The organism is Spirosoma arboris (assembly GCF_009754945.1).
GTDB classification, from domain to species: domain Bacteria; phylum Bacteroidota; class Bacteroidia; order Cytophagales; family Spirosomataceae; genus Spirosoma; species Spirosoma arboris.
The window spans coordinates 709,594-734,991 of sequence record NZ_WPIN01000004.1; the positions used below are offsets into that span (position 1 = coordinate 709,594).

At 44.2% G+C, this 25,398-nt stretch carries 19 protein-coding genes and 1 pseudogene; 5 read left to right on the top strand and 15 right to left on the bottom strand.

Annotated features, from left to right (window positions below; genetic code table 11):
• Positions 1–446 precede the first annotated feature (446 nt).
• The gene (locus GO755_RS13990; RefSeq protein ID WP_157585732.1) at positions 447–1,004 is read right to left on the bottom strand and encodes an amidohydrolase family protein; all 558 of its coding nucleotides are present in this window, start codon (positions 1,002–1,004) and stop codon (positions 447–449) included.
• Between the two features lie 354 nt (positions 1,005–1,358).
• Here GO755_RS13990 and GO755_RS13995 point away from each other — a divergent pair, with 354 nt between their 5' ends.
• Both GO755_RS13995 and GO755_RS14000 read left to right on the top strand, forming a co-directional pair.
• Entirely contained in the window at positions 1,359–2,183 is an 825-nt protein-coding gene (locus GO755_RS13995; RefSeq protein WP_157585734.1) for an SDR family NAD(P)-dependent oxidoreductase, read from the top strand.
• A 74-nt stretch (positions 2,184–2,257) separates the two neighbouring features.
• Positions 2,258–3,145, top strand: coding sequence for a helix-turn-helix domain-containing protein (locus tag GO755_RS14000; protein ID WP_157585736.1), 888 nt, complete (start codon positions 2,258–2,260; stop codon positions 3,143–3,145).
• Positions 3,146–3,286: 141 nt separating this feature from the next.
• Here the strand turns inward: GO755_RS14000 and GO755_RS40915 are convergent, their stop codons facing one another.
• The 10 genes from GO755_RS40915 to GO755_RS14050 form a co-directional block, all read right to left on the bottom strand.
• Positions 3,287–5,419 (bottom strand): sensor histidine kinase, encoded by a 2,133-nt coding sequence (locus tag GO755_RS40915; RefSeq protein WP_227686951.1) that lies wholly within the window; start codon positions 5,417–5,419, stop codon positions 3,287–3,289.
• 63 nt (positions 5,420–5,482) lie between these two features.
• Complete coding sequence (locus GO755_RS41985; protein ID WP_157585738.1) at positions 5,483–9,568, bottom strand: two-component regulator propeller domain-containing protein; 4,086 nt, start codon at positions 9,566–9,568, stop codon at positions 5,483–5,485.
• 986 nt (positions 9,569–10,554) lie between these two features.
• A complete protein-coding gene (locus GO755_RS14015; protein WP_157585740.1) occupies positions 10,555–11,028 on the bottom strand; it encodes a Dps family protein in 474 nt (157 codons plus the stop codon).
• 169 nt (positions 11,029–11,197) lie between these two features.
• Positions 11,198–12,040: an alpha/beta hydrolase gene (locus GO755_RS14020; RefSeq protein WP_317165871.1), complete on the bottom strand. Its 843-nt coding sequence runs from the start codon at positions 12,038–12,040 to the stop codon at positions 11,198–11,200.
• Between the two features lie 14 nt (positions 12,041–12,054).
• The gene (locus GO755_RS14025; RefSeq protein WP_157585742.1) at positions 12,055–12,822 is read right to left on the bottom strand and encodes an alpha/beta fold hydrolase; all 768 of its coding nucleotides are present in this window, start codon (positions 12,820–12,822) and stop codon (positions 12,055–12,057) included.
• A gap of 143 nt (positions 12,823–12,965) precedes the next feature.
• A complete protein-coding gene (locus GO755_RS14030; protein WP_157585744.1) occupies positions 12,966–13,289 on the bottom strand; it encodes a putative quinol monooxygenase in 324 nt (107 codons plus the stop codon).
• Between the two features lie 30 nt (positions 13,290–13,319).
• Positions 13,320–13,994 carry a type 1 glutamine amidotransferase domain-containing protein gene (locus GO755_RS14035; RefSeq protein WP_157585746.1) on the bottom strand — a complete coding sequence of 225 codons (675 nt, stop codon included), beginning with the start codon at positions 13,992–13,994 and terminating at the stop codon, positions 13,320–13,322.
• 250 nt (positions 13,995–14,244) lie between these two features.
• A complete protein-coding gene (locus tag GO755_RS14040; RefSeq protein ID WP_157585747.1) occupies positions 14,245–15,084 on the bottom strand; it encodes an alpha/beta hydrolase in 840 nt (279 codons plus the stop codon).
• 255 nt (positions 15,085–15,339) lie between these two features.
• Complete coding sequence (locus GO755_RS14045; RefSeq protein WP_157585749.1) at positions 15,340–17,310, bottom strand: sigma 54-interacting response regulator; 1,971 nt, start codon at positions 17,308–17,310, stop codon at positions 15,340–15,342.
• A 9-nt stretch (positions 17,311–17,319) separates the two neighbouring features.
• On the bottom strand, positions 17,320–19,770 hold the full coding sequence (locus GO755_RS14050; RefSeq protein ID WP_317165866.1) for a sensor histidine kinase: 2,451 nt from the start codon (positions 19,768–19,770) through the stop codon (positions 17,320–17,322).
• Positions 19,771–20,029: 259 nt separating this feature from the next.
• Here GO755_RS14050 and GO755_RS14055 point away from each other — a divergent pair.
• Both GO755_RS14055 and GO755_RS14060 read left to right on the top strand, forming a co-directional pair.
• Positions 20,030–20,240 (top strand): annotated as a pseudogene (locus tag GO755_RS14055) (IS3 family transposase); the annotation flags it as partial.
• A gap of 56 nt (positions 20,241–20,296) precedes the next feature.
• Positions 20,297–21,145 (top strand): hypothetical protein, encoded by an 849-nt coding sequence (locus tag GO755_RS14060; RefSeq protein ID WP_157585755.1) that lies wholly within the window; start codon positions 20,297–20,299, stop codon positions 21,143–21,145.
• 115 nt (positions 21,146–21,260) lie between these two features.
• Here GO755_RS14060 and GO755_RS14065 read toward each other — a convergent pair whose 3' ends face one another.
• Entirely contained in the window at positions 21,261–22,805 is a 1,545-nt protein-coding gene (locus GO755_RS14065) for a hypothetical protein (protein WP_227686952.1), read from the bottom strand.
• Between the two features lie 369 nt (positions 22,806–23,174).
• Between GO755_RS14065 and GO755_RS14070 the strand changes: the two genes are divergently transcribed.
• Positions 23,175–23,396 carry a hypothetical protein gene (locus GO755_RS14070; RefSeq protein WP_157585757.1) on the top strand — a complete coding sequence of 74 codons (222 nt, stop codon included), beginning with the start codon at positions 23,175–23,177 and terminating at the stop codon, positions 23,394–23,396.
• 133 nt (positions 23,397–23,529) lie between these two features.
• On the opposite strand, the gene GO755_RS14075 is transcribed toward GO755_RS14070, so the two are convergent.
• The 3 genes from GO755_RS14075 to GO755_RS14085 form a co-directional block, all read right to left on the bottom strand.
• On the bottom strand, positions 23,530–23,694 hold the full coding sequence (locus GO755_RS14075; RefSeq protein WP_157585759.1) for a hypothetical protein: 165 nt from the start codon (positions 23,692–23,694) through the stop codon (positions 23,530–23,532).
• A complete protein-coding gene (locus tag GO755_RS14080) occupies positions 23,651–24,061 on the bottom strand; it encodes a hypothetical protein (RefSeq protein WP_157585761.1) in 411 nt (136 codons plus the stop codon). Before GO755_RS14080 ends, GO755_RS14075 begins: the two co-directional genes overlap by 44 nt.
• A gap of 468 nt (positions 24,062–24,529) precedes the next feature.
• Positions 24,530–25,339, bottom strand: coding sequence for a helix-turn-helix domain-containing protein (locus tag GO755_RS14085; protein ID WP_157585763.1), 810 nt, complete (start codon positions 25,337–25,339; stop codon positions 24,530–24,532).
• Positions 25,340–25,398 lie beyond the last annotated feature (59 nt).

Below are 25,398 nucleotides of genomic sequence, written 5' to 3' on the forward strand. Positions count from 1 at the left end.
CTGTATTTGTATTTATGGATACGCTATCAAATAGGTTGAAAGGGCTTTTATAAAATCGCTTTTGACAAAGCCGCTTACTTGTATATTGCCAATCACGCGATTTGAGGGCAAACCAATCTGCCCTAATAAAGCAGGGGCCTCATCATCCAGAGCAAAGGACTGCCATTCTCCTAGAACGACCCAAACCTAATAAGCTGATTTGCTCAGTGGTGAGATTGTCAATGGATACAGGTGTCGCTTTAAGAAACAAAAGAGTTTTCTGCTATCCTTTGCCGATGATCTGAGCCTGACCTACGATGGAAATTTGAGTAATAATGTCTATGCCCGCGTTATCAGCGGCTTGTAAACGCTCGTTCAGGGGGCAACGATTGATTCTTGGTCATTGCTCCCTGAACATCCCCATAAATTGGGCGTTTTAAGTGATACTAAAGTATTTTTATGGATCATTATTTGGCGTTGAACATTCGTCCATTTTTAATGACCAACGCCACTTTGTCTAAATTATCAATGTTTTCAGCCGGATTAGCGGACAAGATAACCAGATTCGCTATTTTCCCTGGCTGGATTGTGCCTGTTCTATCATCAATACCAAGTGCCATTGCGTCATGTTTCGTTGCACTAACAATAGCTTGCATAGGGCTAAAGCCACAATCGTGGACTAGCGTTTTTATTTCCTGCTGAACGAATTTTTCCTTGTCCGTATCGGTACCTGTACAGACGGGTACCCCGCGGTCCAAAGCCAGCTTAGTAAAACGTTTATCAATTTCCCAATGGGCTGTTGTACGCACTCTAGCAGCTTGGCTTCTGGCCGGGTTTGTTGACCCATTTTTATCAATGAATACTGTCGGGTCTAATATGGTTTTATGCTCAAGCATCGCTCTGATATAATCCTCAACAGGTAGTGTTTTAAAGGCAGCATCCCAAAAGCTTTCAGACAGGTTTGGCTTTAGCCATGCTTCCGGAATCTTTCCAGAGGGCCAACGGGTAAAAAGAGCTGTCTCCAAACAATAATCGTTAGATGAAATGACTTAACGGTAAAATGTAGATGGACAACTAGTTTTTATCTTGTTCGGGTCAGGACCTACCCCGATAAGTTAATTACACAAATTCATTTTGTACCTGACAGTTAGAAAATCTCAAAATACCCTCCTGTGTGCGACGAAGAAAATCTCAAGTATCAACTTCTTTAATTGGGTATTTTACGCGACGCTTCCGCCACTAGTCATCCTTTACAAGTCGGTACTGGAACAGCTTTCCTTTGGCTTCGTCGTAAAATCGTATCCGTATTCTGCTGTTTTGTATAAGGAGCGCGGGTGGCCAACCGGGTAATTTTGCCTCATCAAAAAAAAGAAGAGGCAATGGTGAAGACAATTTTTATTACGGGGGCATCCCGCGGATTTGGCAGAATTTGGGCAGAAGCTTTTTTGGAGCGAGGTGACCAGGTCGTTGTTACCTCAAGAAAGGGTAGCGGACTAACCGAGTTGGTCGAAAAGTATGGCCGCGCGGTGCTGCCGCTAGAACTGGATATAACCAACAGGGCAGCCTGCTTTGCAGCACTGGAAAAGGCAAAATCTCATTTTGGTCGGGTGGATGTCGTAATCAATAATGCAGCAATGGGTGTCGTTGGCATGGTGGAAGAACTCGGCGAGCAGGAGTCGAGGGACATCATTGAAGCGAATCTGTTTGGGTCACTATGGATCACCCAGGCTGCCTTACCCATACTAAGAGCACAGGGCAGTGGCCATATTCTGCAACTATCCAGTGCGCTGGGTGTCTATACATTTCCTTCCGTAGGGATCTACAGTGCCAGTAAATTTGCGGTCGAAGGCTTTAGTGAAGCCCTTTACCTGGAAACCAAAGACATGGGTATTCATGTCACGATCGTCGAGCCAAATGGATTTGCTACCGACTTTACGGCATCAACGATCCAAAGTAAGCCTGTTACAGCCTACGACCAGGTACGGACCGCGCTTTATTCAAATCCGGCCATGACCGAAAGTGATACCTACGGCGATCCAAAAGCAACAGCGGCAGCTATTCTAAAACTAGTCGATGCAACAAATCCTCCGCTGCGCTTGTTCCTGGGCAAAAAAGCGCTCCCGCTGGCCAAAGCGGTTTATGAGCAGCGGCTGGCTAGCTGGGAAGAGTGGAATCCGGTTGCTATTGAAGCCCATGGCCTCTAGGGGCATCAAGTAGTCGTCCGTTTATAACCGATCAGCCTGGGCCTGTGTCTAGGCTGATCGTAACGTTTCATCATATGCATTTCAAAAGCCTGAGTGATGTACATCACTGCAATAATTATCCAGGACCGGAAAATCCGCTACTGACGCTCTTTACCTGTAACCCGTTGCGGAGCATATCCAGCTATGAAGTGACGACGGATTTCTACATTATCGCCTTGAAACCACTTCGCTCCGGGGAGATCCGCTACGGCAGGACACGCTACGACCACCAGAGCGGATCGATGTATTTTATGAAACCACAGCAGGCTATACAAATGAAGGATATCGCCCTGGAAAGTGAAGGCTTCGAGATCTGGTTTCATGCCGATTACCTAAGCGGCCATCCGCTGCATACGGCCATTAAGAAGTACAGCTATTTCAACTACGAACTGAATGAAGCACTTCATCTATCCCCAAAGGAGCAGCAGATTATTTGGGAGCTTTACTGGAAAATAGAGGTCGAATATACGAACAACCAGGACGAGTTCACCCGGGACATTATTCTGGGCCATATTGAATCGATCCTCAACTACTCCCAGCGCTTTTATAAACGACAGTTCCTAAATCGTACGATCGGATCCGGAACAACAGCGACTAAGTTCAATGCCATTTTATCAGCGTACCTTGAGAAAGGATTGTTAGAGGAAAAAGGATTACCTACGGTGGCTATGATTGCGGCTGAGCTGCACATGTCGGCACGATACCTGAGCGATCTGTTGAAGCAGGAAACGGGGAAAACCGCCTTGGAGCTCATTCACATCGCCTTGGTCTCGGAGGCCAAGAATCTGCTCAATGGCGGAGCTTATACCGTGGTGGAAACTGCCTATCGGCTAGGTTTTGAAAACCCACCTTACTTCTCCCGCTTATTCAAGAAACAAACCGGGATTAGCCCTAACCACTACAAAAAGCATTATTTGAATTGAGGGCAAATCGGTAAACTAGAGATTGGGTCGGACAGCTATTAAATTTAAACCGGACATTCTCAAAATACCCTCCCAACTGAAATGATGAGGAGCACATGTGTCTGCTGCTTAATTGGGGCGTTTTAGGGTACGAGGTTACACCTAGAAATTGTTTTTTTGTCGTTGTGGTAATTCAATGACAAACATAGTCCCTTCACCCGCCTGACTGTCCACTCTTAACGTTCCCTCATGTCCCTTGGTGACAATATCATAGCTCAACGAAAGGCCCAATCCCGTTCCTTCGCCCGTGGGCTTGGTAGTGAAGAACGGCTGGAAAATCTTGCTCTTTACCGACTCTGGAATACCGATGCCATTGTCCCGTACTTGAATCTGGAGAAAGTTCGAGTCACGAATTGTACGAACCTCAACCCTTGGCTTATAATCGGAATCTTTACCTTGTCTAGCCCGTTCCGAAACCGCATAAAAGGCATTGTTATATAGGTTAAGCAGTACCCGGCCGATTTCCTGAGGGGCGACTACGACTTGCTCCAGACCTGGGTCAAAGTCGGTGATTAATTCGCAGTTGAAGGACTTGTCCTTGGCCCTCATCCCATGAAAGGCAATCTTAAGGTATTCATCGGCCAGAGCGGCCAGGTCTGTAGGTCGTTTCTCGCCCGATTCGGTGCGTGAGTGCTCGAGCATACTTTTAACGATACTGCTGGCCCGACCGCCGTGGTGATGGATCTTTTGCAGATTACTGTTGAGGTGGGTGAGCAGATCCTGAATCAATTCTACATCGCGATCAGATTTGGCTTCTTCATCCTGGATTTCACTAACCAACTCGGCACTGACCTCCGAGAAGTTGTTGACAAAGTTCAAGGGATTTTGAATCTCGTGAGCAATGCCCGCCGTTAGTTCACCCAGACTAGCCAGTTTTTCCTTCTGGATGAGTTGAACCTGCGAGGCTTTTAATTCAGCAGTACGGGCTTCGACCTGCTGTTCGAGGAGTTGGTTTTGATCCTTTAGAATTTTTTCTTTCTCGGCACTTAGTTTAGTTACCTGATGGGCTTTTTCCTGAATAGTAACAAAATTTTGTCTCAAGCTTAGAGATGCGTAAATCAACAGAGAAACAGGAAATGAAATATAAGTGATAAATGTTAATAAATAATAGGTTGTATACTCTATTGAAAAATAGGAGTCCATTACAATTGTAATGATTCCTGACATAAGCGTTATAAATAAACCTAGTATTACAGCCCATTGTGGCTTGCTTAGTTTTGATAGATTATTTTTGAATAAGACAACAATATAGATGACAATAATAATACCTAAAGCTAACTTGAAAATGCCTCCAAATTTTTCAACGAGAACACTAGTAGTGAAAAAGTCTGGAGCCTCATAAGCAACTAGGCTAAATATGGAAAAGTATTTGGCAATTTTATCTGTTTTATTTAATACAACATTTGAAATTACGGCTGGAATTAAACATACCCATAGTACAGTAATAAGATTGTTAATTAAATCAAAAATAGTAAGATCTTTTAAATATAAAGTGAGTTCTTCTCTAAAAAGATTTAATATTCCTCCGGCTAACTGGATAAATATAATGGTAGTTATCCATACCATACTTTTATCTTTTCTGTCCTGAAATACTAAAAACCAGGAAAAAAATGTAAGTAAGGCTAGTGCCGCTGCTGTTGAGCTAAGCATCATATAATACCTCTGAATCCTGATTTTTTGATTTTGCATCGACTTGGCAGTTATTAATTGAGGACTAACTTGAATCGATGGGGCTATACAAGTTTTATTTTTTATAAAATTTCTAACGCTGAAATCCGAAAAGATTGTAATTGTGTTTTCTTTATACATATCTATCAGAACCGGATTATTTATTGTATAATCAATCTTGTAATCACTAAAACTGAACTCTTTTTTATCATGGTTAATCTGTTTCCCATTTAGAAATAGTAAAGATGGTATCCCTAAACTCGTACGAATATATAATGGATTATCGGGAGAAGATTCTGTTCTAAAATGAAGCCTAAAGCAGTAGTCTTTAGCATTTGTTTGCATTTTTTCGACCTCTTCAAGTGTAGCTTCCTGCCAGCTTGAATCATCAAAATCTTTTACAGCCCATTTCTCATTTTTGCCTTCATGAAACTTCCAAGTAATAGGTCTTAATCGAATATAGTCTTTGTTGAGCAGCATAGTGTCTCTCACAACAAATAAGGTATCAGTAGCATTTGCTGAATAAATGACTAATAAGCCTATAACAGTGAGTATTTTTTTTAGCATAGTTATAAGAGATTTAATTTTGCTAAGTTCAGTAAAAGGCGATGTTGTTAGATCGAAAATAACTTATAGAGCTTTTAGCAGTAGCTTAATTGTAAATTCTGTGCCTTTCTCCTTTGCACTTTCCATGGCGAGTGTTCCACCATGCCCCTTCGTAATAATATCATAACTTATCGACAAGCCTAATCCTGTCCCTTCTCCCGTAGGCTTGGTGGTGAAAAACGGCTGGAAAATCTTAGCTTTTACTGACTCGGGAATTCCCGTACCATTGTCTCGCACCTGAATGACGATTCGATCCGATTGGCGCTTCGTATGGACCTCAACGGTCGGTTTATATTCGGGATCGTTGACTTGCCTGGCTCGCTCAGAAACGGCATAGAAAGCATTGTTATACAGATTTAGTAATACTCGTCCTATTTCCTGAGGAGCCACTTCTATCCGCGCTAGGGTAGGGTCAAAGTCGGTGACTAACTCGCAGTTAAAACGGTCCGATGATCCAGTTTTATTTTTAGCCTTGAAGCCATGGTAGGCTATCTTGAGGTATTCATCGGCCAAGGCGTTCAGGTTGGTAAGCTGCTTTTCGCCCGAATCAGTACGAGAGTGTTCCAACATACCTTTGACGATGCTGCTGGCCCGGCCACCGTGGTGATGAATCTTTTGCAAATTTTGTGTCAGGTCATTCGCGATGGCTTTGGCTTCCTGGGTATCACCCCGATCCAGTTCGTCTTTTAATTCTTCAACGAGCTCGGCACTGACTTCTGCGAAGTTATTGACAAAGTTCAAGGGGTTTTGAATCTCGTGGGCGATACCGGCTGTTAATTCGCCTAGGCTGGCGAGTTTCTCTTTCTGGATAAGTTGATCCTGGGTGGATTTCAGTTCAGTTAGGGTTTCTTCCAGATAGTCTCGCTGGGTTTCGATTTCTTCCTTCTGCTGTTGAACTTCGTTGGTGCGCTGGGCCACTTTTTCTTCCAGCATCCGATTCTCCCAACGCAATGTTCGTGAACGGTACACGATATAGGTTCGCAACAGAGCGCCAAAAAACAATAAATAAAGTAAATACGCCCACCAGGTACGCCACCAGGGAGGCAAAATCGTTATTTGAACACTCGTTCCTTTTTCATTCCAGACCCCATCGGCATTGGCCGCTTTGACCTGAAAGGTGTAGGTACCGGGCTGTAAATCCAGAAAGCGAGCCTGCCGAGTGGCTCCTATGGGCACCCAGGCGGTATCGATCGGAGATAATTTAAAGGCATACTGCGATTCGCTACCTCGGTTATAGCTCAGCGCAGCAAACTGTAACGTAAGATCGTTTTGGCCATGAGGCAGGGTAATTTCTTTCGTGATCGAAATATGATTGGGTAGTTGCCCATCAGGGCCAAGCGTAGCGGGCTGGCCATTGATGAACAGATCTGTTAGGACTACAGGGGGGACGGCTGAGTCGAATTGGAGCTGGCCAGGATAAAAGACATTTACTCCTTTAGGTCCCGCAAAGTATAATTCGCCATCGCTGGTTTTACACGACGCATCGGTTGTAAAGGCCAAACTTTGTAAGCCATTTCGTAGGCCAAAAGACCGAAGCTGTCCAGTTTGGGGATTTAACCAACACAAGCCATTGTCGGTGGCGATCCATAGATATTCCTTGTCTGGTTGAAGGGAACGTACTGTATTGCTTGGCAAACCGTCCGTTAGGCTGTAGCGCTTGGTTGTTTTGCCCTGCTGATCCAGCAATAATAAGCCACGCGTGAGATCGCCTACCCAGAAACCGCCTGTTTGTTTATCGGCCAATAGCGTTGGCGTAGAAATAGGCCCTTCAAAAAAATCATAGTGCGATTTAAACGCCCCCGTAGCAGGGTAAAACACGACGACTCCCCCACTGTTGGAACCAATCCATATGCGCCCGCTGGCATCTGCCCGAAGCGGAAAGAGAGACGCATTGGACATTCCGTTTGAAAATCGCTTTTTCAGTAAACGATTCAGAGTCAGGACTTCCGGCGAATTTAGTTGGATAAGCTGAACGCCCCATAATTCAGGGTGGGTGGGCGGAGCGTGTGTCCACTTTCCATAAGCATATTCTTTACCGGAGTGATAGCGGAGTCGATACTGACCAGCCTGTAGCCGAATTACATTGGCCTGCAGTCTGACATTAGGATAAGCTCCATCGATTACGCTGTTGGATGCCGAATACTCCCAGACAATTTTCCCGGCAGCATCTTCGATCCAGCCATAACTAAGTTTCTCGAATGTAAACACGTCAACTCCAGCGACAACGAACAGGTCTTCAGGCTGCGTTAAGCTAAAGTTTACGGTTCTGTCTACATTCGGCCCAGGCCGTACAATGGCCGCTACCTGTCGTTTCGGGATAGCTAACTGGTTAATTTGATCGAATAGGGCGGGCGTATATGTGGACTCCGTTTTATAATAATGGGTAAATGTTTGGCGATCGGGGTCGAAATGGTCAAGTCCAACGACGGTGCTTATCCAGAGGGTTCCGTCCGAAGCCGCCAGCAACTTATTCAGGTAATTAATCATCAAGCTATTAGGCTGAGCCGGATTATGAGCAAATTGTGTGAACTGGCCTGTTTTTCGATTTAGCTGATATAGGCCGTTGCTACCCGTAGCGACCCAGAATCGCCCCTTCCGGTCTTCGGCCATAGCGACTACCTTGCCTTCACCAATGGAGTGACTATTTAGCCTGTTGTACTTATAATGGGTGTATATACCTGTTTTTTTATCGAATCGATCCAGGCCCGTTTCCGTGGCAAACCAGATAATTCCTGGTTCCGATGGTGCCTCATAAACCGCCGAAACGCTCGGACTTTGTAGACTATTCGGTTTTTGGGGATCGGAGGTCAGTAACGGAAACGTGAGTAGCCGACTTTGTTTGCTCAAGCCACCTGACCAGGAACCCACCCAAACCAACCCTGTTTTATCCACTAAAAATGAGTTAATTGCCCGGCCGTGCAGTGTGCCTTCGCCCAGCGTTGGGTCGAGCTCATAGCGTACAAACTGACCAGTCTGCCGATCATAAAAATTTAGCCCATTACGGGTAACAAACCATAGATCGCCGTTGGGCATCTCCTGCAGAAATTTCAATATACCGCCACTGGGGGTAGACGAATCATTCGCCTTCGAGATAACGTGGGTAAACGCGCCTGTTTCGAGATTCAACCGGTCCAGCCCTTGTTTCGTAGACACCCATAGTACCCCATAGCGATCCTGATGGGTTTGTACCACGGTATCCGAACGCAGGCTATTTGCCTGAGTAGATTGATGGGTAAGCTGGTCAAGCTGTCCCGTCTGCAGATTTAATCGAAACAACCCTCGGTGATTACTCGCCAGATAGAGCTGCTGCTTAACGACGCTTACCGTAGTGATTTCCTTAAAAGCACTAGTCAATGCAGCAGGAGGTGTATAACGAGTAAAACGATCCGTTTGCTGGTCGAACCAATGCAGCGTTTTCCCTTCAGGGCCCTCGGTTACGACCCATATTTTCCCATTCGCATCCTCAGCGAAAGACCAATCAGGGATTGAATTTATGGTATTCCAGTAAAGACCATTATTCGCTAAACTATGGCTGTCTTTAGGATTATGTCGAAAGTAGGTCCAGGTTTTGGTACGGGGATTTAGCCGATCAAGCACCCATATCTGCAATTGATCCTTAACTGTAATCGTCCATAAATTCCCCTGGTTGTCTTCCTTAATAAAATTGATGAATCCCACACGTTGATCCAGTTTTTCAGGGGAGTTTTGGGGATATTCAATAAATCGTCCGGTAGCCCGTTCATAGCGGAAGAGGCTTTCACAACCGATCCAGATATCCCCGTTGCGATCTTCATACAACGCCTTAATCAGTCCTCCTTTCAGGGTATTCGGCTTTTGGGGATCATACTGATAGGAGACTAGCGTGGTTCCATCGTATCGAGCTAGCCCTCCTTGCGTACCCAGCCATATGAAGCCTAAATGATCCTGTAGCATACATTCAATGCTATTTTCGGGCAATCCATCAGCCACTGTCAGATGCTCGAAGCGGATGCGTTGAGGGGTCTGATGAGGCAGCGTTCCATTCGACCGGCTAGCCGATTGCTGAGCCAATCCGCTGGACAGAATCGTAAGGTTTGCCAGAAAAAGGAAGGGTAAAAAAAAGCGGTTCATGGGTGTATAGAAAGAGGAAAGCCCGTCAGCAGACACGCGTATGGCATGCCAAAATAAGCAGCTGATATAAGGAAGGACTATCTCGTTTGAGACAAAAGCTATACCGTATGGGACATTACCCTGGTAGATGTACAAAGCGTATAAATATTTTGTCCTTCCCGTTGACTCAATCTCATAAATCGCTCCTTCTTGAGACCAAGACGGATTAACAATGCAAAAATCAGGTGTTTTTTATTTTGACTATTAAAATACACATAGGGTGGGTGCAGTAGACCTCAAAGGTGATTAGTGATCTACTGCATAATGTAGCTGGACGGTGTTGGTATTTAGTTTTTTGATCTCTACTAGATTTAATTTAAAATCAATCTCCACTCCAGTTAGTAGGGATAAACCATTTCCAAACAGCACGGGCTTCAGTACTACATAAAGATTAGTCACCAAACTAGCTTTGACAAACTCACTAATATAGCCCTGCCAATGATAACTGCTTCGGTATGCCCTCGCTTTGTGAGCATCTGGACTATGTCAGCGGGAGTTGCTTGGGTAAAGACTACCGTTGCGTTAGCTGATTGGGCCTGTTTGTCCCGCGTTAGCACAACCGTTGTTCCCTATTTGGTGAAGGGCAGATGATCAGGTGCCAGTATATCATACGTAGTCTTCCCCATGATCACGGCGTCTAATGAAAGCTCTTTTACTATCCTTGGGGTTATTAGCTGTAGGTATTTCACACCTACCGGCTCAAAACTGATTGTCGATAGCGCCCATCTATCGGTTCAACTATAATCCCTGCGAACTACTTAACCAATAAAATACCAACCTGAAAAAGTTTTTATATTAACACTAAAAATAAATTAAATTATTAATAATCAGTGAATTGCAGATTTTGTAATTTTAAAAATCGCTATCGAATAAATGGGAGCGTCTATTGTATGTGGTGGTAGTTTTGGAATTACTAGTTCATACTAATTGTCTTGGATTTGCCCTATCTACTTAAGATGTGCTCGTAACATCCAGGCTATTTTTTCATGTTTCTCCAGTAGGCCGGTAATGTAATCACTAGTGCCTGCGTCCTTATGGGCCTCGACAAACTCATCAATATTACCCCGGATGAAGTCAATAATGCTTTCATGGTCACTCAGCAGTTTTTTGATCAAACTTCGACTGTCATTACCATTCTCATCCTGCTCGGTCAGGTGAGTAAGTTGAAGAAAATTTTTCAGCGTGGCCGGGGCATAGTGCCCTAATTGACGAATGCGTTCGGCTACATCGTCGACAATCTCGGCCGACTGCGTATAGAGTTCTTCGAAGTACAGATGAACCAAATGGAAGTCCATCCCTTCCAGATTCCAATGTGCATTTAGTGTTTTAGTATAGAGCACAAATTCATCAGCCAGTAGTTTGGCTAATTGATGGGCAACAACTTCCCGGTTTTCAGCCGAGATACCGATTGAGGTTTTCATGAATGGTGAATTTTAGATGAATTGCCCGCTGAAACAGAATTAGTTATCGCCTTTGGCGATTTTTCCATATATCGGCCAAACAGAATTACGACTGTTAACCTACTTCCGACAACTAATCAGTACTGCCACCGACCGGCTTTTGTCAAAAGCCGGTCGGTGGCAGTTTTCGTTAGCTTATTTTATTGTTTAGCCAACTTAGAATATCGTTCATTACAATTTCTCGGTCTATGTCATTTAATAAATCGTGATAATGTCCATCATAAAATTTTAGTGTTTTGTCTTCTGATGAGGCATTGTCATAAAAATATTGGCTTCCACTTGGCTTAGTTGCTTTGTCGGCTGTGCCGTGAAGTATCAGCAGTGGCAGTTTTATGGTAGGTATTTCCGCCTTCAGTCTTTCGTCGGCAAGTGATAATTGTTGTATGGTTTTAGTAGGCTGAACTTCATCCGCAATGAGCGGGTCATTATTCATAAAGTCAACCGCTGCCTGATCACGGGAAAAATCTTCGTTTTTCAGTCGCAATACGTGTGCATGAGGAAATAAGTGGCTTAGCCCTTTCAAAACGGCTACGGCAAAATCAGGGGCAGGTACCTGAAACGCGAAACTTTCACAAATAAAACCGCTGAGTTTATCCTGATGCTCTACCGCATATATGGCCGACAAAACACCTCCTGCACTATGACCTAACAAGAATGTTGGCAAATCTGGATGTGCTGACTGTACAATGTCCACTAATTTATCAAGATCTTTTACAAACTGTTCATAGTCAGCTATGTAATACCTTTCTCCGTCAGAGTTCCCTCTGCCCGGAAAGTCAATCCCGTATACTTCATAATGTTGGGCAGATAATTGTTCGGCAGCCCATTGGAAATAACCACTGTGCGAATTAAATCCGTGAGCAAAAACGAGAATGGCTTTTGGACTATTGACTGCTTTCCAATTTTTGTAGGAAACATTAAGCCCTTGTTCCGAAATGAATGTAGCTGTCTGAGGAAGGAGTCTGCATATTATCTATATTGTTTGAGTTATTGAGTTACATGTTTTGCAGCTTCTAAAATTACCTCTAAAACTTGGTTGGGTTTGGATAACATAGCTACGTGGGATGATTTTAAGGTGGTGGTTTTGGCCTTTGCCCGTTGAGCCATCAAGCGTTCCAAATCGGGGTTGATGGTCTTGTCTTCAGAAGCCACTATATACCAGGAAGGTTTCTGTTTCCAGGCAACTTTACTCGCCACTCCTTTAAATACTTCAGGGGAGGTTGGCTGTTGTACAGAAAAAACCAACTCCTGTTCCTGAGCCGAAAGATCATTGGCAAATGCTTTCGTTACACCCTCTTTTGTAAGACTTATGAACCCACCTTCCGCTTGTAAAAATGATGTAAGTTGGGTCGGTGCCGCTTTGTCACTTAACGAGGAAATGGTTTCACCATTGTCGGGTGCATAGGCCGCCACATAAACCAATGCTTTTACCTGTGGATTATCTCCGGCTTCAGTGATCACGAAGCCTCCCCAGGAGTGACCAACCAAAATTACATCACCACCAGCAAGAGCTATAGCTCGTTGGGTGGCAGCAATATCATTCTCAAGTGAGGTAGTCGGGTTTTGTACAGATATGACCTTATACCCTTGAGCAACTAGGGATGGTATAACTTTGCTCCATGACGATCCATCTGCCCATAAACCATGGACAAGAATAATGGTAGGTTTTACGGGATCAGATTTTTTTGTCTGAGCCTCCGAATTTGAAATAGATAAGATTGCTCCTGATAGTAAAAGTAGTGCTAAGCTGTTCATGAGATTTTGGTTATAAAATGAATGAAAAAATCGATTATTCAGCCTGTTTCAGTGCCAGATCGGCGTTGTAATTAGTAAGGGAGTATGAATTTTTAAACGACTCCAGCAATTAGCTTACGTTTATGCGAAAATTGCGCTGACCTTTATTCATCCTTCTTGAAGTCATCAAGATTTAATGCGCTAACCCGGACGACCGTTCTCGATTCGAGTAGTGGGACAATTTTTTCGACCACTATACCCTGAAAGTGCGCTGAATCGCGGTGTTTATCCAATGCCGTTTCATCCTTATATCCCTCGACTAAAAAAAGAGTATTTGGAGCGGCATAGCTTTGATATACAGTATAGAAAAGATTGCCCTCCTCCTCCGTACTTTTTTCTGCCACATCGGCCAGTAATTTCAGTACCGTTTCGAGCTGACCATCTTTCGTTCGCCATTCTGCAATTGTGTTAATCACACCTCCGTTCATACTTTTTGAAAGTTAATTTTTTAATGTATTTCAAAAATTGGATTCTAAAATCGCTATTACCTTTTCGGCTACGCCTTGAGCGGATGCCGGATTTTGTCCAGTAACCAATCGTCCGTCGGTAATGCTGTAAGCCTGCCATGGGTCGACGGCACTGTAATTGGCCCCGCGCTCCTTTAATAAGTCTTCCAACTCAAATGAGACATCTTCCTTCGCATAGTTCGCTTCCTCGACAGCGCTGAAACCCGTTACATTTTTGCCCTTGACTAAATAAGAGCCATCTTTCAATTTGACATTGCCCAGGGATACCGGTCCATGGCAGACCGCACTCACCACTTTGCCACTTTCATAAAAAGATGACAAAATTTTCTGTACCGGCGGATTGTCCGTCATATCAACGACCGGTCCCAAACCGCCTGGAACGAACACCGCATCATAGCCGTCAATCGATAAATTGTCTATGCTCTTGGTGGTTTTCATTTTGGTAAGTCCTTCATCATTAAGAAATGCCTGATTGATCGGATCATCTAATTCGACCAAATCTATTGGTGCTTCTCCTCCTTTGACGCTGTAAATGTCGATATCATACCCTTGCTTTTTAAACGCTTCATAGGGGTGGGCCAATTCTGTAAGCAGACTTCCGGTCTTACGATTTTTGGGGCCAATGAGGCCTGCACTAGTTACCATAAACAAAATTTTCTTTTTCATAATTGAAAACTTAGAGTTGTTAATTGATTAAATAGGCGTTCGTTACTTTTTGGCCAAGTCGGATCGGGAAAGCCAAATGATGTCGACTTTCCATTGGCTGTAGGCTCTCGGTGCGTTTGCGCCACTTGCAGGCCTGGGGCTTAAGCAGGGATACCCTTCCGATTAACTTTCGATACAGATACGCACGGCATGCTTTTTCTTACTGCCTGCTGACGGTAGCATATATACGTAATCAGATACTAGTTTCTAATCAGACTCTTTGGTTGAGCCAACGTATGGTGTCCTTGATGATGATTCCATTATACTTGTCGTTGAGCAAATCATGATAATACCCTTCATATAATTTCAGTTGCTTATCCGTCGAAGATGCATGATCCATAAAGTATTGGCTTCCAGTGGACTTAGTTGCTTTGTCGGCGGTACCATGAAGTATAAGAAGCGGGAGTTTAATATGAGGCATTTCCTTTTTTAAATACGCTGCCGCCAGAAAGAGTTGCTGCATTGTCCGTGCTGGCTGCTTTTCATTTTCCAGCAGGGGATCGTTATTCATTTTGTCCACCATAGCCTTGTCACGGGAAAAATCTTTATTTTTCAACCTGATCAGACGCATATGCGGAATAACATAACCTATGAATTTAATGATGGCCTGGGCAATGCCAGAGGCAGAAATCTGAAATGCGATGCTTTCGGAAATAAGCCCACTTAGCTTGTCCTGATTACCTACCGCGTAAACCGAAGCAAACACACCACCTGCACTATGGCCCAATAAGAAAATAGCAATGGTTGGATGTGCCGATCTTGCAATATCTACTAATAAATCAATGTCACTTACAATGTCATGATAATCACCGATGTAATATCGTTCACCCTCAGACATTCCTCGGCCTCGAAGATCCATTGCGTAAACATCATATCCATTTTCGGTTAGCTGCGCAGCAAACTTTTCATAATACCCGCTGTGGGAATTCAATCCATGAACGATCAGGACTATCCCCTTTGGTTCGTTACGCGTGGCCCAGTTTCTATAAAAAACATTCCGGCCCTCATTGTTAGGGAAAACGGATGTCGTAGGGGTTTTTCCTGGATTCATGAAACCTAATGCCAACAGCTTGAACTACCCTATCATTGATAAAATGACGGTAAACAATTTCGTACCATTCAATCATCGAGAAGAAAAAAAAACAACTAATTGATATAAAGATCTGAATATCAGTATATTAAAATATATGCTATAATTTACAAACTTTAAAACGGATACTTTTCACTCCAAAAATATTGGAGCGAAAAGTATCCAACTACCAAATTATTGGAGGTGATGTTGTTACGCAAAGCTTATACAGCCTTGTCAGATCCCTAAATCCCCCCGCTGAATACCCAATTTAGCAAGTTTTGCTTCGAGGGTTGTCGGCTTTATTTTCAGTAATTCGGCGGCCCCATTGGCACCTCGTATAAGGCCGTTCGTTTTTCTGAGAACGGAGATAAGGTATTCCCGCTCTGTCTCTTTTTGAATGCGCCTAACATCCCCGAACGTTTCGATCTCTTGCTTGCCGGATAACTGGGCTTCTATACCCATGAGATTTTGCTTTAGTTCCAGTTCAGATTTACCGTCATTGAGTATCACCGACCGCTCCAACACATTCTCGAGTTCACGAATATTTCCCGGCCAGTTATAAGCCTGCAATTCGCCGATCATTGATGCCGCTATCCCGTTGAAATCCTTGCTGAACTCTTTGCAGAACCGGTTGGCAAAATAAAACGCCAGTGCCAGTATATCACTTTTTCGTTCACGAAGTGGCGGTAATGTGATCGGGAAAACATTAAGCCGATAATAAAGATCAAGCCTAAACCGGCCTTCGGCAACTTCACGTTCCAGATTTCGGTTCGTAGCTGCTACAATACGCACATCGACTTTCCTGGGCGACTTGCCCCCTACGAGGTCAATTTCCTTTTCCTGTAAAACCCGCAACAGCCGCACTTGCATGTCCAACGGCATTTCTCCGATCTCGTCTAAAAATAAAGTCCCTTCATGGGCTTGTTCAAATTTTCCTTTCCTCTTTTCTATGGCACCAGTAAATGCTCCTTTCTCATGGCCAAAAAGCTCGGATTCTATTAGTGACGCCGGAATAGACGCACAATTGACTTTTATAAAGGGTCCGTTACTCCGTGCAGAGAGTGTGTGAATGGCCTGCGCAATGCTTTCTTTTCCAGTACCGCTTTCACCAAGTAGTAGCACTGAAGTTTTGTAAGGCGCCACCTGTGTCGTAAGATCTAAGGCTGCGAGTAAAAGCGGATGCTTTCCAATAATGCTGGTAAATTCCGTAACAGAGCCTTGATGATCCTTGGTGTTCTCATGCTTCCTATCGGCAGATGGCCGTGTTGTGGACGTTAATGACACGTCAGACCGGACTAATTTCTTAGTAACGTTGGTCAAACTGCTTACGAAAAGGTTCAGCAAGGCCACATGACTTGGCGCATACATATCGGGCAGACGACTATAAAAAGAATAGTGAACCCAAGATCCATTGCTGAGGGCGACCGGAAATACCAGGTATGACTCTATCTTGAAACAGTTTAGCCAAACCTTTTGCATCGGAGTAACGGGTACAGCATCAGTCGTTCCCCCATTGTTATACGTAGCCACATGGTTATCTGTAGAACTATTTTCTATGATTACGGATAAAACGTCGCTTTTTAAACCTGCAATTGTTAGTAACTCTTCTTTACCAATGAACTGATATTCATCAAAGCCGACACGTAAATAACCGTAATCACTAATTTGGGAAGCCGTAAGCGGCCTGGTTTCGCATACGATAAGATCAAATGGTATAAACGCTCGTATTGCCCGGGCAATCTTTAAAAACGTCTGCCTGGCATCCGAGGTTTCATGGCTAATCTCCAGCAGTTGCCTTTCCAATAGTGCTTCCTGTCGCAATTTTGATTCGAACCTATTCTTGTGACGATACACCGCAATGTCCAATGCTACCAGCAAATCCTTCTCCCTGAATGGCTTGACGAGAAACCCGTACGGTTCCGTTTTTTTCGCTTCTTCTAGTACCTTTTGGCTTGAATTGGCGGATAAGTAAACAAAGGCAATATCTTCAGCTTTTAGTTTTCTGGCGAGATCAATACCAGACTCGGCTCCATTCAATCTGATATCCAGCAGCACAAGGTCGAGTTTATCTTTTTGCAAAATCTCATAGGCTTCCTCAGCCGAAACCGCGATACCACTCACACTGTAGCCGGCCTGCCTTAAAAGTATACGGAGCGAATTGGCAACCACAAACTCATCCTCAACAATCAGTATTTTGGTATTCATACAGGTTGATTACGAAATTTTTTCAGGTGAGGATGTGTCCGAGTAATGTTTGCTTACTGTTATAAACCTGACGGTCACCAGTACACCGTTATTGTTTTCAATCTTGAAGTGCCCATTCAATTGCTTCGCCAGCCCCTGCATCAGTTCAAGACCAAGCGAGTTATACTCCTTTAGGTCAAGTCCTGCGGGTAGGCCAATACCATTATCTGCTATTTTTAGTACTAAATAATCAGGTCCATCCTGTTGAAGTTCTATTCTCACAACGCCTTTCTGTCCATTTAGAAAAGCATGCTTAATGGTGTTGACAATACTTTCAGTGACGATCAACCCAAGGGGAATTGCCTGTGATACGTCAAGAGATAAGGGCTCAATTGTCTGTCGAAACGTGATCTGGCCACTGTCATCGAAACTCTCCTGCAAGTAACACGTCAGCTCATTAATGTATTCCGGCATGGCGATGCTGGACGTATTTTCATCCTGGTAAAGCTTTTGGTGAATCAAGGCCATAGCTTGCATCCGGCGAAGGCTGTCCTTTACGGCCAGTCTGGCCGTGTCATCCTGCAAATACACCGATTGAGAATAAAGCAAGCTGGTTACCATCTGAAGATTGTTTTTAACACGATGATGAACCTCCTTTAACAACCATTCTTTTTCTTTGAGGAGTTTGTCCTGCTCGGTATTCAGAGTTTCTAGAAAACTATTTTTTTGATCCAGTTCTCGCTGATTCGCTACAAGTTTACGGTTCGTTCGTTGTTTGATGAGATAACGGTTAAATAATAGCGCGATAATGATCAACGTTAGCACCAAACCTGCCAACATAATATTCCTGGTTCGGTGCGCCTGTTCGGTTCTTATACGCTCCAGCTGATTTTGACTGTTCAATAATTGGATGTTTTTGTCCTTTTTCTCAGCCTCATATTTCACCAGTAATTCTTCTGTTCGTTTCCGTTGGTCATAACTAAACACCGAGTCGGTAAACTCGTAACTAAGCCTAAGATGCCTGATCGCGTCCAGATGACGCCCCTCTATCGAATCGATTTTGAACAGATTATAATAATAATTGTTCTTGGCCAATATATCGAATGAAGAAATATACCCTTTTCCCCGCTCAAGATACTCTCTTGCTTGGCTGGTTTTACCAATTGTGCGGTAAAAGGTAGAAATCTGAAAAAATGCCGAAGGGAATTCGTCATGGATATATTCTACCGGAAATTTTTCTACCATGGTCAAAAAGATCTGGTAGTTGCTTTCTGCGAGGCTAAATTTTTTTAAATTGTCATACGTCTTTCCAAGCAGGAAGGCAAAGTGCATCTTGTCAAAGTATGTGTTAGGCGGATAGTTTCTTTTTGCTTCCTTGAGCAGAAGCAAGGCATCGTTTGCTTTACCAACTTCATTAAGCGTTAGTACTTTGCCTATGAGGGCTTTGTACCAAAATAAACGTGTTGCGGGTGTCTTATTTTCCAACCCTTTGTCATACCAGGTAAGAGACTCGTCTAATTTAAGCAGTCGCTCATAGATAAGTCCCCTTCGTATGTAGAAATAACTAATAAATGTAGAATCGGCCTTGGAGGTCAGGCTCGCCAAACTTTTATTAGAGTAGGACAACGCATCGGTAAGGGCTCCTTTTCGGTAAGCCAGCCAGGATAATGCATCGTATGGGTATTGTTGATGACGAAAGTTTATGAGGGCTTGAAGGTTGACAATTGTGCGCAAATAATTTTCTGCTACATCATACTTTTTGGAAACAAAATAGTCAATGTTAATCAGAGACAGCGTTTCAATTTCTTTTTCTTTTGCATTTGCTTTTCTAAAAATAGACAGGGCTTTTTCAAGTTTTATAAGTCTTGCAGGGTCTCCATAATGAAGTACTTCTCCGGCACGCAGCAATACCTGGGCGGATGTCAGTACGTTACCCGATAGATCGCATAAGGTCACTAGTTCATCAAATACCTTCTGGCCCTCAGCGGCAAGCCCGGATTGTTCAAGCCAATGAGCCTGAAGAGCCATACTCTCAACTTTCCATAGAAGGGGGGCTTTCTTACTCAGAAGTAACGCTTCGTTTATGTATTTTGATGCCTGCTCAAGATCGGCCTTTTCGGCGCCCGGCTTAAAAACGAAGTAACTGCCCAACTCCAGCAACAACCGAAGCCGTGCTTCCCGTCGCTGCGTGCCAAGCAGTGCCTTGGCTTCTGCTATTCTTCCTGCATCCAGCAACCTGGTGCCCGCTGAGGGTTTTCCATCTCCGTTACTAAATCCCTCATTGTAGGCAAGCAAAGGACTTAACGCATAGACTTTGCAGGGAATACGTATGGCACTGTCCATATCGATTTGTCCCTGACTAATGGTATGGATGTATTGCGCCGTAATGCGGATTAACAATCGCTGTCGGGCTAAGTCGCTATATACTACGGCACCAGGCTGCGCATTTGCAAAATATCCTGGTATAACAAAGATGGTCACTAGACCTGATACTAGTGGCCCAAGACATGTAGGAAGAAACTTACATCCCATACTAAGAGTATTATTATGTCAATTCAATATTAAGTATCTGAATATGAGTGCTATAAAATTAAATATTGTTATAAAGTTAACGACTAAATTGATAAGTAATAAGTGAGTAAAATTCACATTCTCAGATCAATACCATACTAGCAGCAATCCATCCATTCAACTGTAATAGATACCATGAGGCTTTGAAGTAATAAATTCTTGTTAATAAGCCGTGGCAGAAAGCTTTTTCAAGACATTAAAGTCAGAGTTGGTCTATCAACAAGCGTTTCCTAATCGAGCGATGGCTAAGCAGGCAGTCTTTGAATATGTGGAAATCTGCGGAGCCGCCCGTGCGGTACAACAGGCAGCGGAGGCATTCCGTACTGGATTATCTTTCCCCTTTTGATTATCACAGTGGACAATTTCACCATGTTCCTTAAAGAGTTGTCCAGTATTTTGTTGCAAGTCCAAGCAGAATTTGCTACCTTAATTCACTATGACCAATCGACAAGCCCTTAGCCGGTTCTACCTTACTCTTGTGCCTTTCTTAGCTGCTGGAGTAGCCCTTGGCCTTGGCCATAGCAGCCCCCAACTCTATCTACCTATCTGGCTGGCCCATGCAGCCCTGATGGCAATCGCAGTCTGGGGCCTGGGAAAGAATTGCTTTTTCAATCCCGATCCTGAGCAAAGGCAACTCGGTAACATTGCCCTGTTAGTAATTATTCCTTGGATTGGTTTTACCGTTTTCGCGGGCATGGGACCTCCGCCCACTTCTATACCCGAATGGTTGAACACGGTTACCGAACAACAGATCCGCTATTCACTGCTTATAGCGGGGGGGATTCTGATTACGGTTGCGTTGACTTTGCTGGCTAACAAACTCCGTCAGAGCGGTGAGCAGCCCTATTGGTTACTGGGTTTGCTGGCGATGGGCGTTGCATTACCTTTATTTATTCTCAACATGGCCTATTGGGGTAGCTTTTTAGGTGAATCGTTTACCAACTTTTCGGCCGCTTCGCTGGCGAAAAGGCCCGATTGGTACCTGTCCATGCGTGCCCTTTTTAATTGGATTAGCGGAGTGGAAGTAGCCCTTTTGTATTTGGTTACGGCTGCTTTTGGATTGGCCCTACAATCAGCCAACTGGTTCAGGTCCAAGGCTTGTCGTCTCTACGTGTTTTTCAGTTTAGTCGGTGCTTTGCTGGGTGTGCTCCCCTCGTTTTCATTTGAGCCATTGGAGATTGCCACTTATTTAGTGTCCATCCCTGCTTTCCCCTTCATCATGCCTTATCTCATGGCGCTGAATTTGTTAAATCTAGCCAACCGCATTCCCAACAAGTTTAGATAAAGGAAACTATGGACGCTTTCGTCTCATGTAGGAGGGTTTGGTGAGCTTTTCTAGGAAAAGCTATCAAACCGTTCAACCATCAGATTGAATTAAGCCCAATCCTGGAAGCATACGCTTACTTTTTCTCCAGCAATTGGTTAACTAGCTTCTCCAGTCGGTCAATTTTATGCTGTTGATCCTCAATCTGCTTCTGTTGCTGTTGATTGGTTTTATCTTGATCAATGGAGTACAAGGTCAACTCTTCCACTTTTTCCAGCAAGGTGGCATTCATCTTTACCAAATCAACCCCTTCTTTAACCACTTCGTCTGCCGAGGGAACATTCGGCAAATGCCCGTGCTGAGCAATGTAAGCAGCAACCCATGACAACGAGCGTAGCTGATAAGCGGGTGAAAATACCTTATCGCTCCACTCACTGGGATGGGTAATCCGAAGCTGGTAGCGAGCTTTGACAATTTCGCCCCACTCATCCACCGTTAAAAACTGATCAGTGGCCAGCAAAGCGGGACTCGACGTTGTGAGCTTGGTCAGACGAACACCACTTTTATCGGGTGCTGGGCTCACGACCTCCAATCGATCCATGGGTGCCGATGTGCCAATGCCCACATTCACTTCATTACCCAGGATTAGTGAATTACTGCTGGCTACCCAGCTGTTAGAGCCGATGGCAATGCCATTAAAAATCCCTTCATTAGCTTGGCTATTGTAGCCTATCAACACGTTATCACTACCTTCGGAAATAGCGGTACCTGAGGTGGGGCCAATGATGATGTTGTTGCTACCCGTGGTGACGTTGTAGCCCGACTGATAGCCCAGGAAAGTATTGTTCGTTGCAGTGGTGTTATTGTAGCCTGACTTGGAGCCAATGAAGGTGTTGCCAGACACCGTATTATTATAGCCTGCCGAATCCCCCACCGCAACATTGTTATGACCCAGGCTATTTTTATAGGCCGTCCGTATCCCCGTGGCCACATTACTGTAGCCTGACGTATTGGCACTGCCCGCCTGATACCCCGCAAACACATTATTGCTGCCGGTTGTCGTTGATTGACCCGCTGAATAACCAAAGAAGTTATTGTTACTACCCGTCGTATTATAATAGCCCGCATCAGTGCCAAAAAAACTGTTGGAAGCACCGGTCGTGTTGCTCGTCCCTGCTCCATAGCCCACAAAATTATTCTGGACTCCCGTGGTATTTTTGAGTCCCGCTTCAAAGCCCATAAAGCAGTTGGCGAATCCACTCGTATTGGTGTAGCCCGCGTGATAGCCCACAAAGCAGTTGGCATCACTGATATTGTTGTAGCCCGCTTGAAAGCCTAAATAACTATTATAATTACCTCGGGAATTGCTGTAGCCCGCTGACGTACCCACATAACTATTATAGTTTCCAGTGGCATTAAGGTATCCCGCTGAAGCACCCACAAAACTGTTATAGTTACCGCTGGTATTGTTGTAGCCCGCCTGATGGCCCACAAAGCTGTTACTGATACCACTGGTAATATTACTCCCGGCGCTGGGGCCTACTAATGTATTATAGGAGCCTGGCGAGGAAGCATTGGCGGTGTTGGCCACATAGTCATTTTGGGCTAAAGTGAACCGAGGAAGTGCGGCTAGCAGCCCTAAACAGACAAAACCGAACTGAGCGATTGAGATTGAGCACATGGGTCAAAGCGAGTGCGTAGTTGATAGTCTTCAAAAATAACTACTTGACATTCCGCTAACGCGATCCGGTTTTGAGTGAATCCAGTTTTAATGTCAATTTAATGGATCTTATGCGTTAGCTTTCGGAGACGGTGTTGCATTGGCGATCCAGCCTGGCGATTTTAAGAAGTATCCCATAAAGCTTAATTACGTCTCAAGTGGGAGGGTATATTGAGATCTTGAAGTAGACTGTCATTGTAGGCAGAAGTGTAGATAAAGGCTTCTACAGGTGGGACTACTCGTCAATCGAAAACTAATAAGTCAAGTAATTAGTAGTATATACAGGCCAGCCTTTAGGATGGCCAGCGTATTGACCAGATTCTTATTGTTATGAAGTTATATGTCGTTGAAGCCGCCGAAACCCTTGAATTGCTCGAATCGCAAGTGGTTGATCGGTTGTCCAGTGGCTACGAGTTAGCCGGCGGTGTCTCCTATAATCCCGTGGATGTTGTTTATATCCAGGCCATGTACTTGCCCAAACTTGACAAGCAAGTCGATGCGCTGTTAAAAGAAGAGAATGTATATAATGAACGGGGCTTGCTGGATGTTTAGGTCTTCGGTTTAATTCTTTTGGCTTTTATGTGCGCCATGCGATCCCCCAAAAGAGCGATTTAGTGAGACGATGTTACTCAGCTAAACCAGCAAGCTGAAGGGAAATAATGTAGTCAAAGTTGTCTCGAACAGGTTAGCGTTTATCGTAATAATCGCGGGGGCGACAACTGGCAAAGGCGGCCAGATAATGACCTGACGAACGCTGTCCAGCCATATAGGTACCATTCACAAACAGACGAACAGATGCCGTTGGATCAGCGCCGTTCGGTAAGATCGATAAATAAATTTCCAGGGGCATGAATGACCTTCTTCCAGCCACCACGAACCCCTTTTTCTTCGTCTACACCACCCGAAGAATTCGTGAATCGGACACTACAATCCTGGCAATCCACCTCATAACGTACTTCGTATCGCTGCTTATCTAACTCATCGGCTCCCAGGTCATATCGATACCGTATAAAGTACAGCAGTAAACCCATACCGATCGCTAGCCCACTAAACAGTTTAGTTCGGTCGCTCCCCAATCCAATGATCGCACAAGCAGCTACTACGATCAACAGACTGAAAAGAAGTTCGATGGGTATTGCCCAGCCAATAAGGGCAAATGCACTAGCGAGTATGCCAAATGCGTTTGATCGTTTCGGTTTTGAGAAGGATTGGTTCATGACAAATTTTCGTCGAATGAATGCACTAGGTATGCTTTAAGTTGGCTTTCAATTGGCTTTCAATTGGCCTTGTCAGCTTCTTAGGTACTGTGAACGTATCTCTTGGTCAAGATTATTCCTATTATCGCTAACAACGGGTTGCCATTCTGCCGTGTAAACCTTTCACTTTGTGCTCAGTAGGTAGAAAATGAGTAGCTTTCCTGGTATCTTCGTCAAGCAACCTTAATCAAGCTGTCTCCAATCGGTATGAACTACGTTTTGTATTGGTTAGTTGTGGTCCTTAAGCTAGTCGGGTATGTGGCCATCCCAGTCGCCCTTATATTGGGTATTCGAGCGATCGTTAAGCACTCGCGCAGGAGTCGCTAAAACTAATCGAGTTTAATGCTAAAATCGAGGGTATTTTGAGATTGCGTGACGATCGACCACCGGGTTTGCTACCAGCAACAGACTACTTATTCAGGGTTCGATTTAGTTAGCCGCAACTTTTCTCTTGGGCCCGGTCAAATCAGTGGGGTTATGACCAAATCGCTTTTTAAAAGAAACTGAAAAATGCGATAAAGTTTCAAAGCCTAAATTCAGGTAAATATCCGATGGCTTTTGACTTCGTTTTTCGAGTAGGTTATAGGCATCCTCCAGTCGTTTTCGAAGCAGCCAGCGGCTTGGGGTTTCGTTAAATAGATTGTGGAAGTCCCGTTTGAAAGCTGATAAACTCCTGCCGGTTAAATACGCAAATCGGTCGATAGTCACATTAAACCGATAATTACGGTTCATAAAGGCTTCCAGGTCTATTTTTTGAGGAACGCCATAATCAAAGAATAGTCCAGCTAATTCGGGCTCCAATTGCAAGAGAATTAGCAACAGTTCTTCCCGTTTTACATCGAAAAAAGCGGCATCCATCTGCCCCTGATCATTGTAATAAGGTGTCAACGAATCAATAAAATGGAGGAACAACACGTTGCCTGATAACCGTATAAAGGACTCTTCCGAGTTAAATGGGGTGGTAATTAACTGGTGCTTTGCCTGAAATGTCCGCAAAAAGGACTCATCAAAAACGAAAATTATTTTTTCTACTTCCTCCGTTACTTTTGATGGATCCTGTCGGCTTAACCGGTTTTTACGAGTGATACCGTACTCACCCGCATGCAAGGTATAGTGTTTACCACTAGCATACCCACTGATGGTTCCCTTTTTCAAATAGAAAAATAAGTGTTCAGCAATAAACTGTTCCTCCCGTAGGGCAGGCCCAATCAGACAAGTCTTGTTGACAGAGGCTTTCATGATGATCTTACCGAGTTGATCATGTATTTACAATCAACACAATACTAGGGATTTTACGA

Excerpts from the sequence above, each read along its gene's own strand:
- GO755_RS41985 (WP_157585738.1), bottom strand. The coding sequence starts at position 9,568 with ATGAACCGCTTTTTTTTACCCTTCCTTTTTCTGGCAAACCTTACGATT.
- GO755_RS14085 (WP_157585763.1), bottom strand. The coding sequence starts at position 25,339 with ATGAAAGCCTCTGTCAACAAGACTTGTCTGATTGGGCCTGCCCTACGG.
- GO755_RS14080 (WP_157585761.1), bottom strand. The coding sequence starts at position 24,061 with ATGAACCAATCCTTCTCAAAACCGAAACGATCAAACGCATTTGGCATA.
- GO755_RS14070 (WP_157585757.1), top strand. The coding sequence starts at position 23,175 with ATGAAGTTATATGTCGTTGAAGCCGCCGAAACCCTTGAATTGCTCGAA.
- GO755_RS14060 (WP_157585755.1), top strand. The coding sequence starts at position 20,297 with ATGACCAATCGACAAGCCCTTAGCCGGTTCTACCTTACTCTTGTGCCT.
- GO755_RS14025 (WP_157585742.1), bottom strand. The coding sequence starts at position 12,822 with ATGAACAGCTTAGCACTACTTTTACTATCAGGAGCAATCTTATCTATT.
- GO755_RS14065 (WP_227686952.1), bottom strand. The coding sequence starts at position 22,805 with ATGTGCTCAATCTCAATCGCTCAGTTCGGTTTTGTCTGTTTAGGGCTG.
- GO755_RS14030 (WP_157585744.1), bottom strand. The coding sequence starts at position 13,289 with ATGAACGGAGGTGTGATTAACACAATTGCAGAATGGCGAACGAAAGAT.
- GO755_RS13995 (WP_157585734.1), top strand. The coding sequence starts at position 1,359 with ATGGTGAAGACAATTTTTATTACGGGGGCATCCCGCGGATTTGGCAGA.
- GO755_RS14035 (WP_157585746.1), bottom strand. The coding sequence starts at position 13,994 with ATGAAAAAGAAAATTTTGTTTATGGTAACTAGTGCAGGCCTCATTGGC.
- GO755_RS14000 (WP_157585736.1), top strand. The coding sequence starts at position 2,258 with ATGCATTTCAAAAGCCTGAGTGATGTACATCACTGCAATAATTATCCA.
- GO755_RS14045 (WP_157585749.1), bottom strand. The coding sequence starts at position 17,310 with ATGAATACCAAAATACTGATTGTTGAGGATGAGTTTGTGGTTGCCAAT.
- GO755_RS14040 (WP_157585747.1), bottom strand. The coding sequence starts at position 15,084 with ATGAATCCAGGAAAAACCCCTACGACATCCGTTTTCCCTAACAATGAG.
- GO755_RS40915 (WP_227686951.1), bottom strand. The coding sequence starts at position 5,419 with ATGCTAAAAAAAATACTCACTGTTATAGGCTTATTAGTCATTTATTCA.
- GO755_RS14075 (WP_157585759.1), bottom strand. The coding sequence starts at position 23,694 with ATGCCCCTGGAAATTTATTTATCGATCTTACCGAACGGCGCTGATCCA.
- GO755_RS14015 (WP_157585740.1), bottom strand. The coding sequence starts at position 11,028 with ATGAAAACCTCAATCGGTATCTCGGCTGAAAACCGGGAAGTTGTTGCC.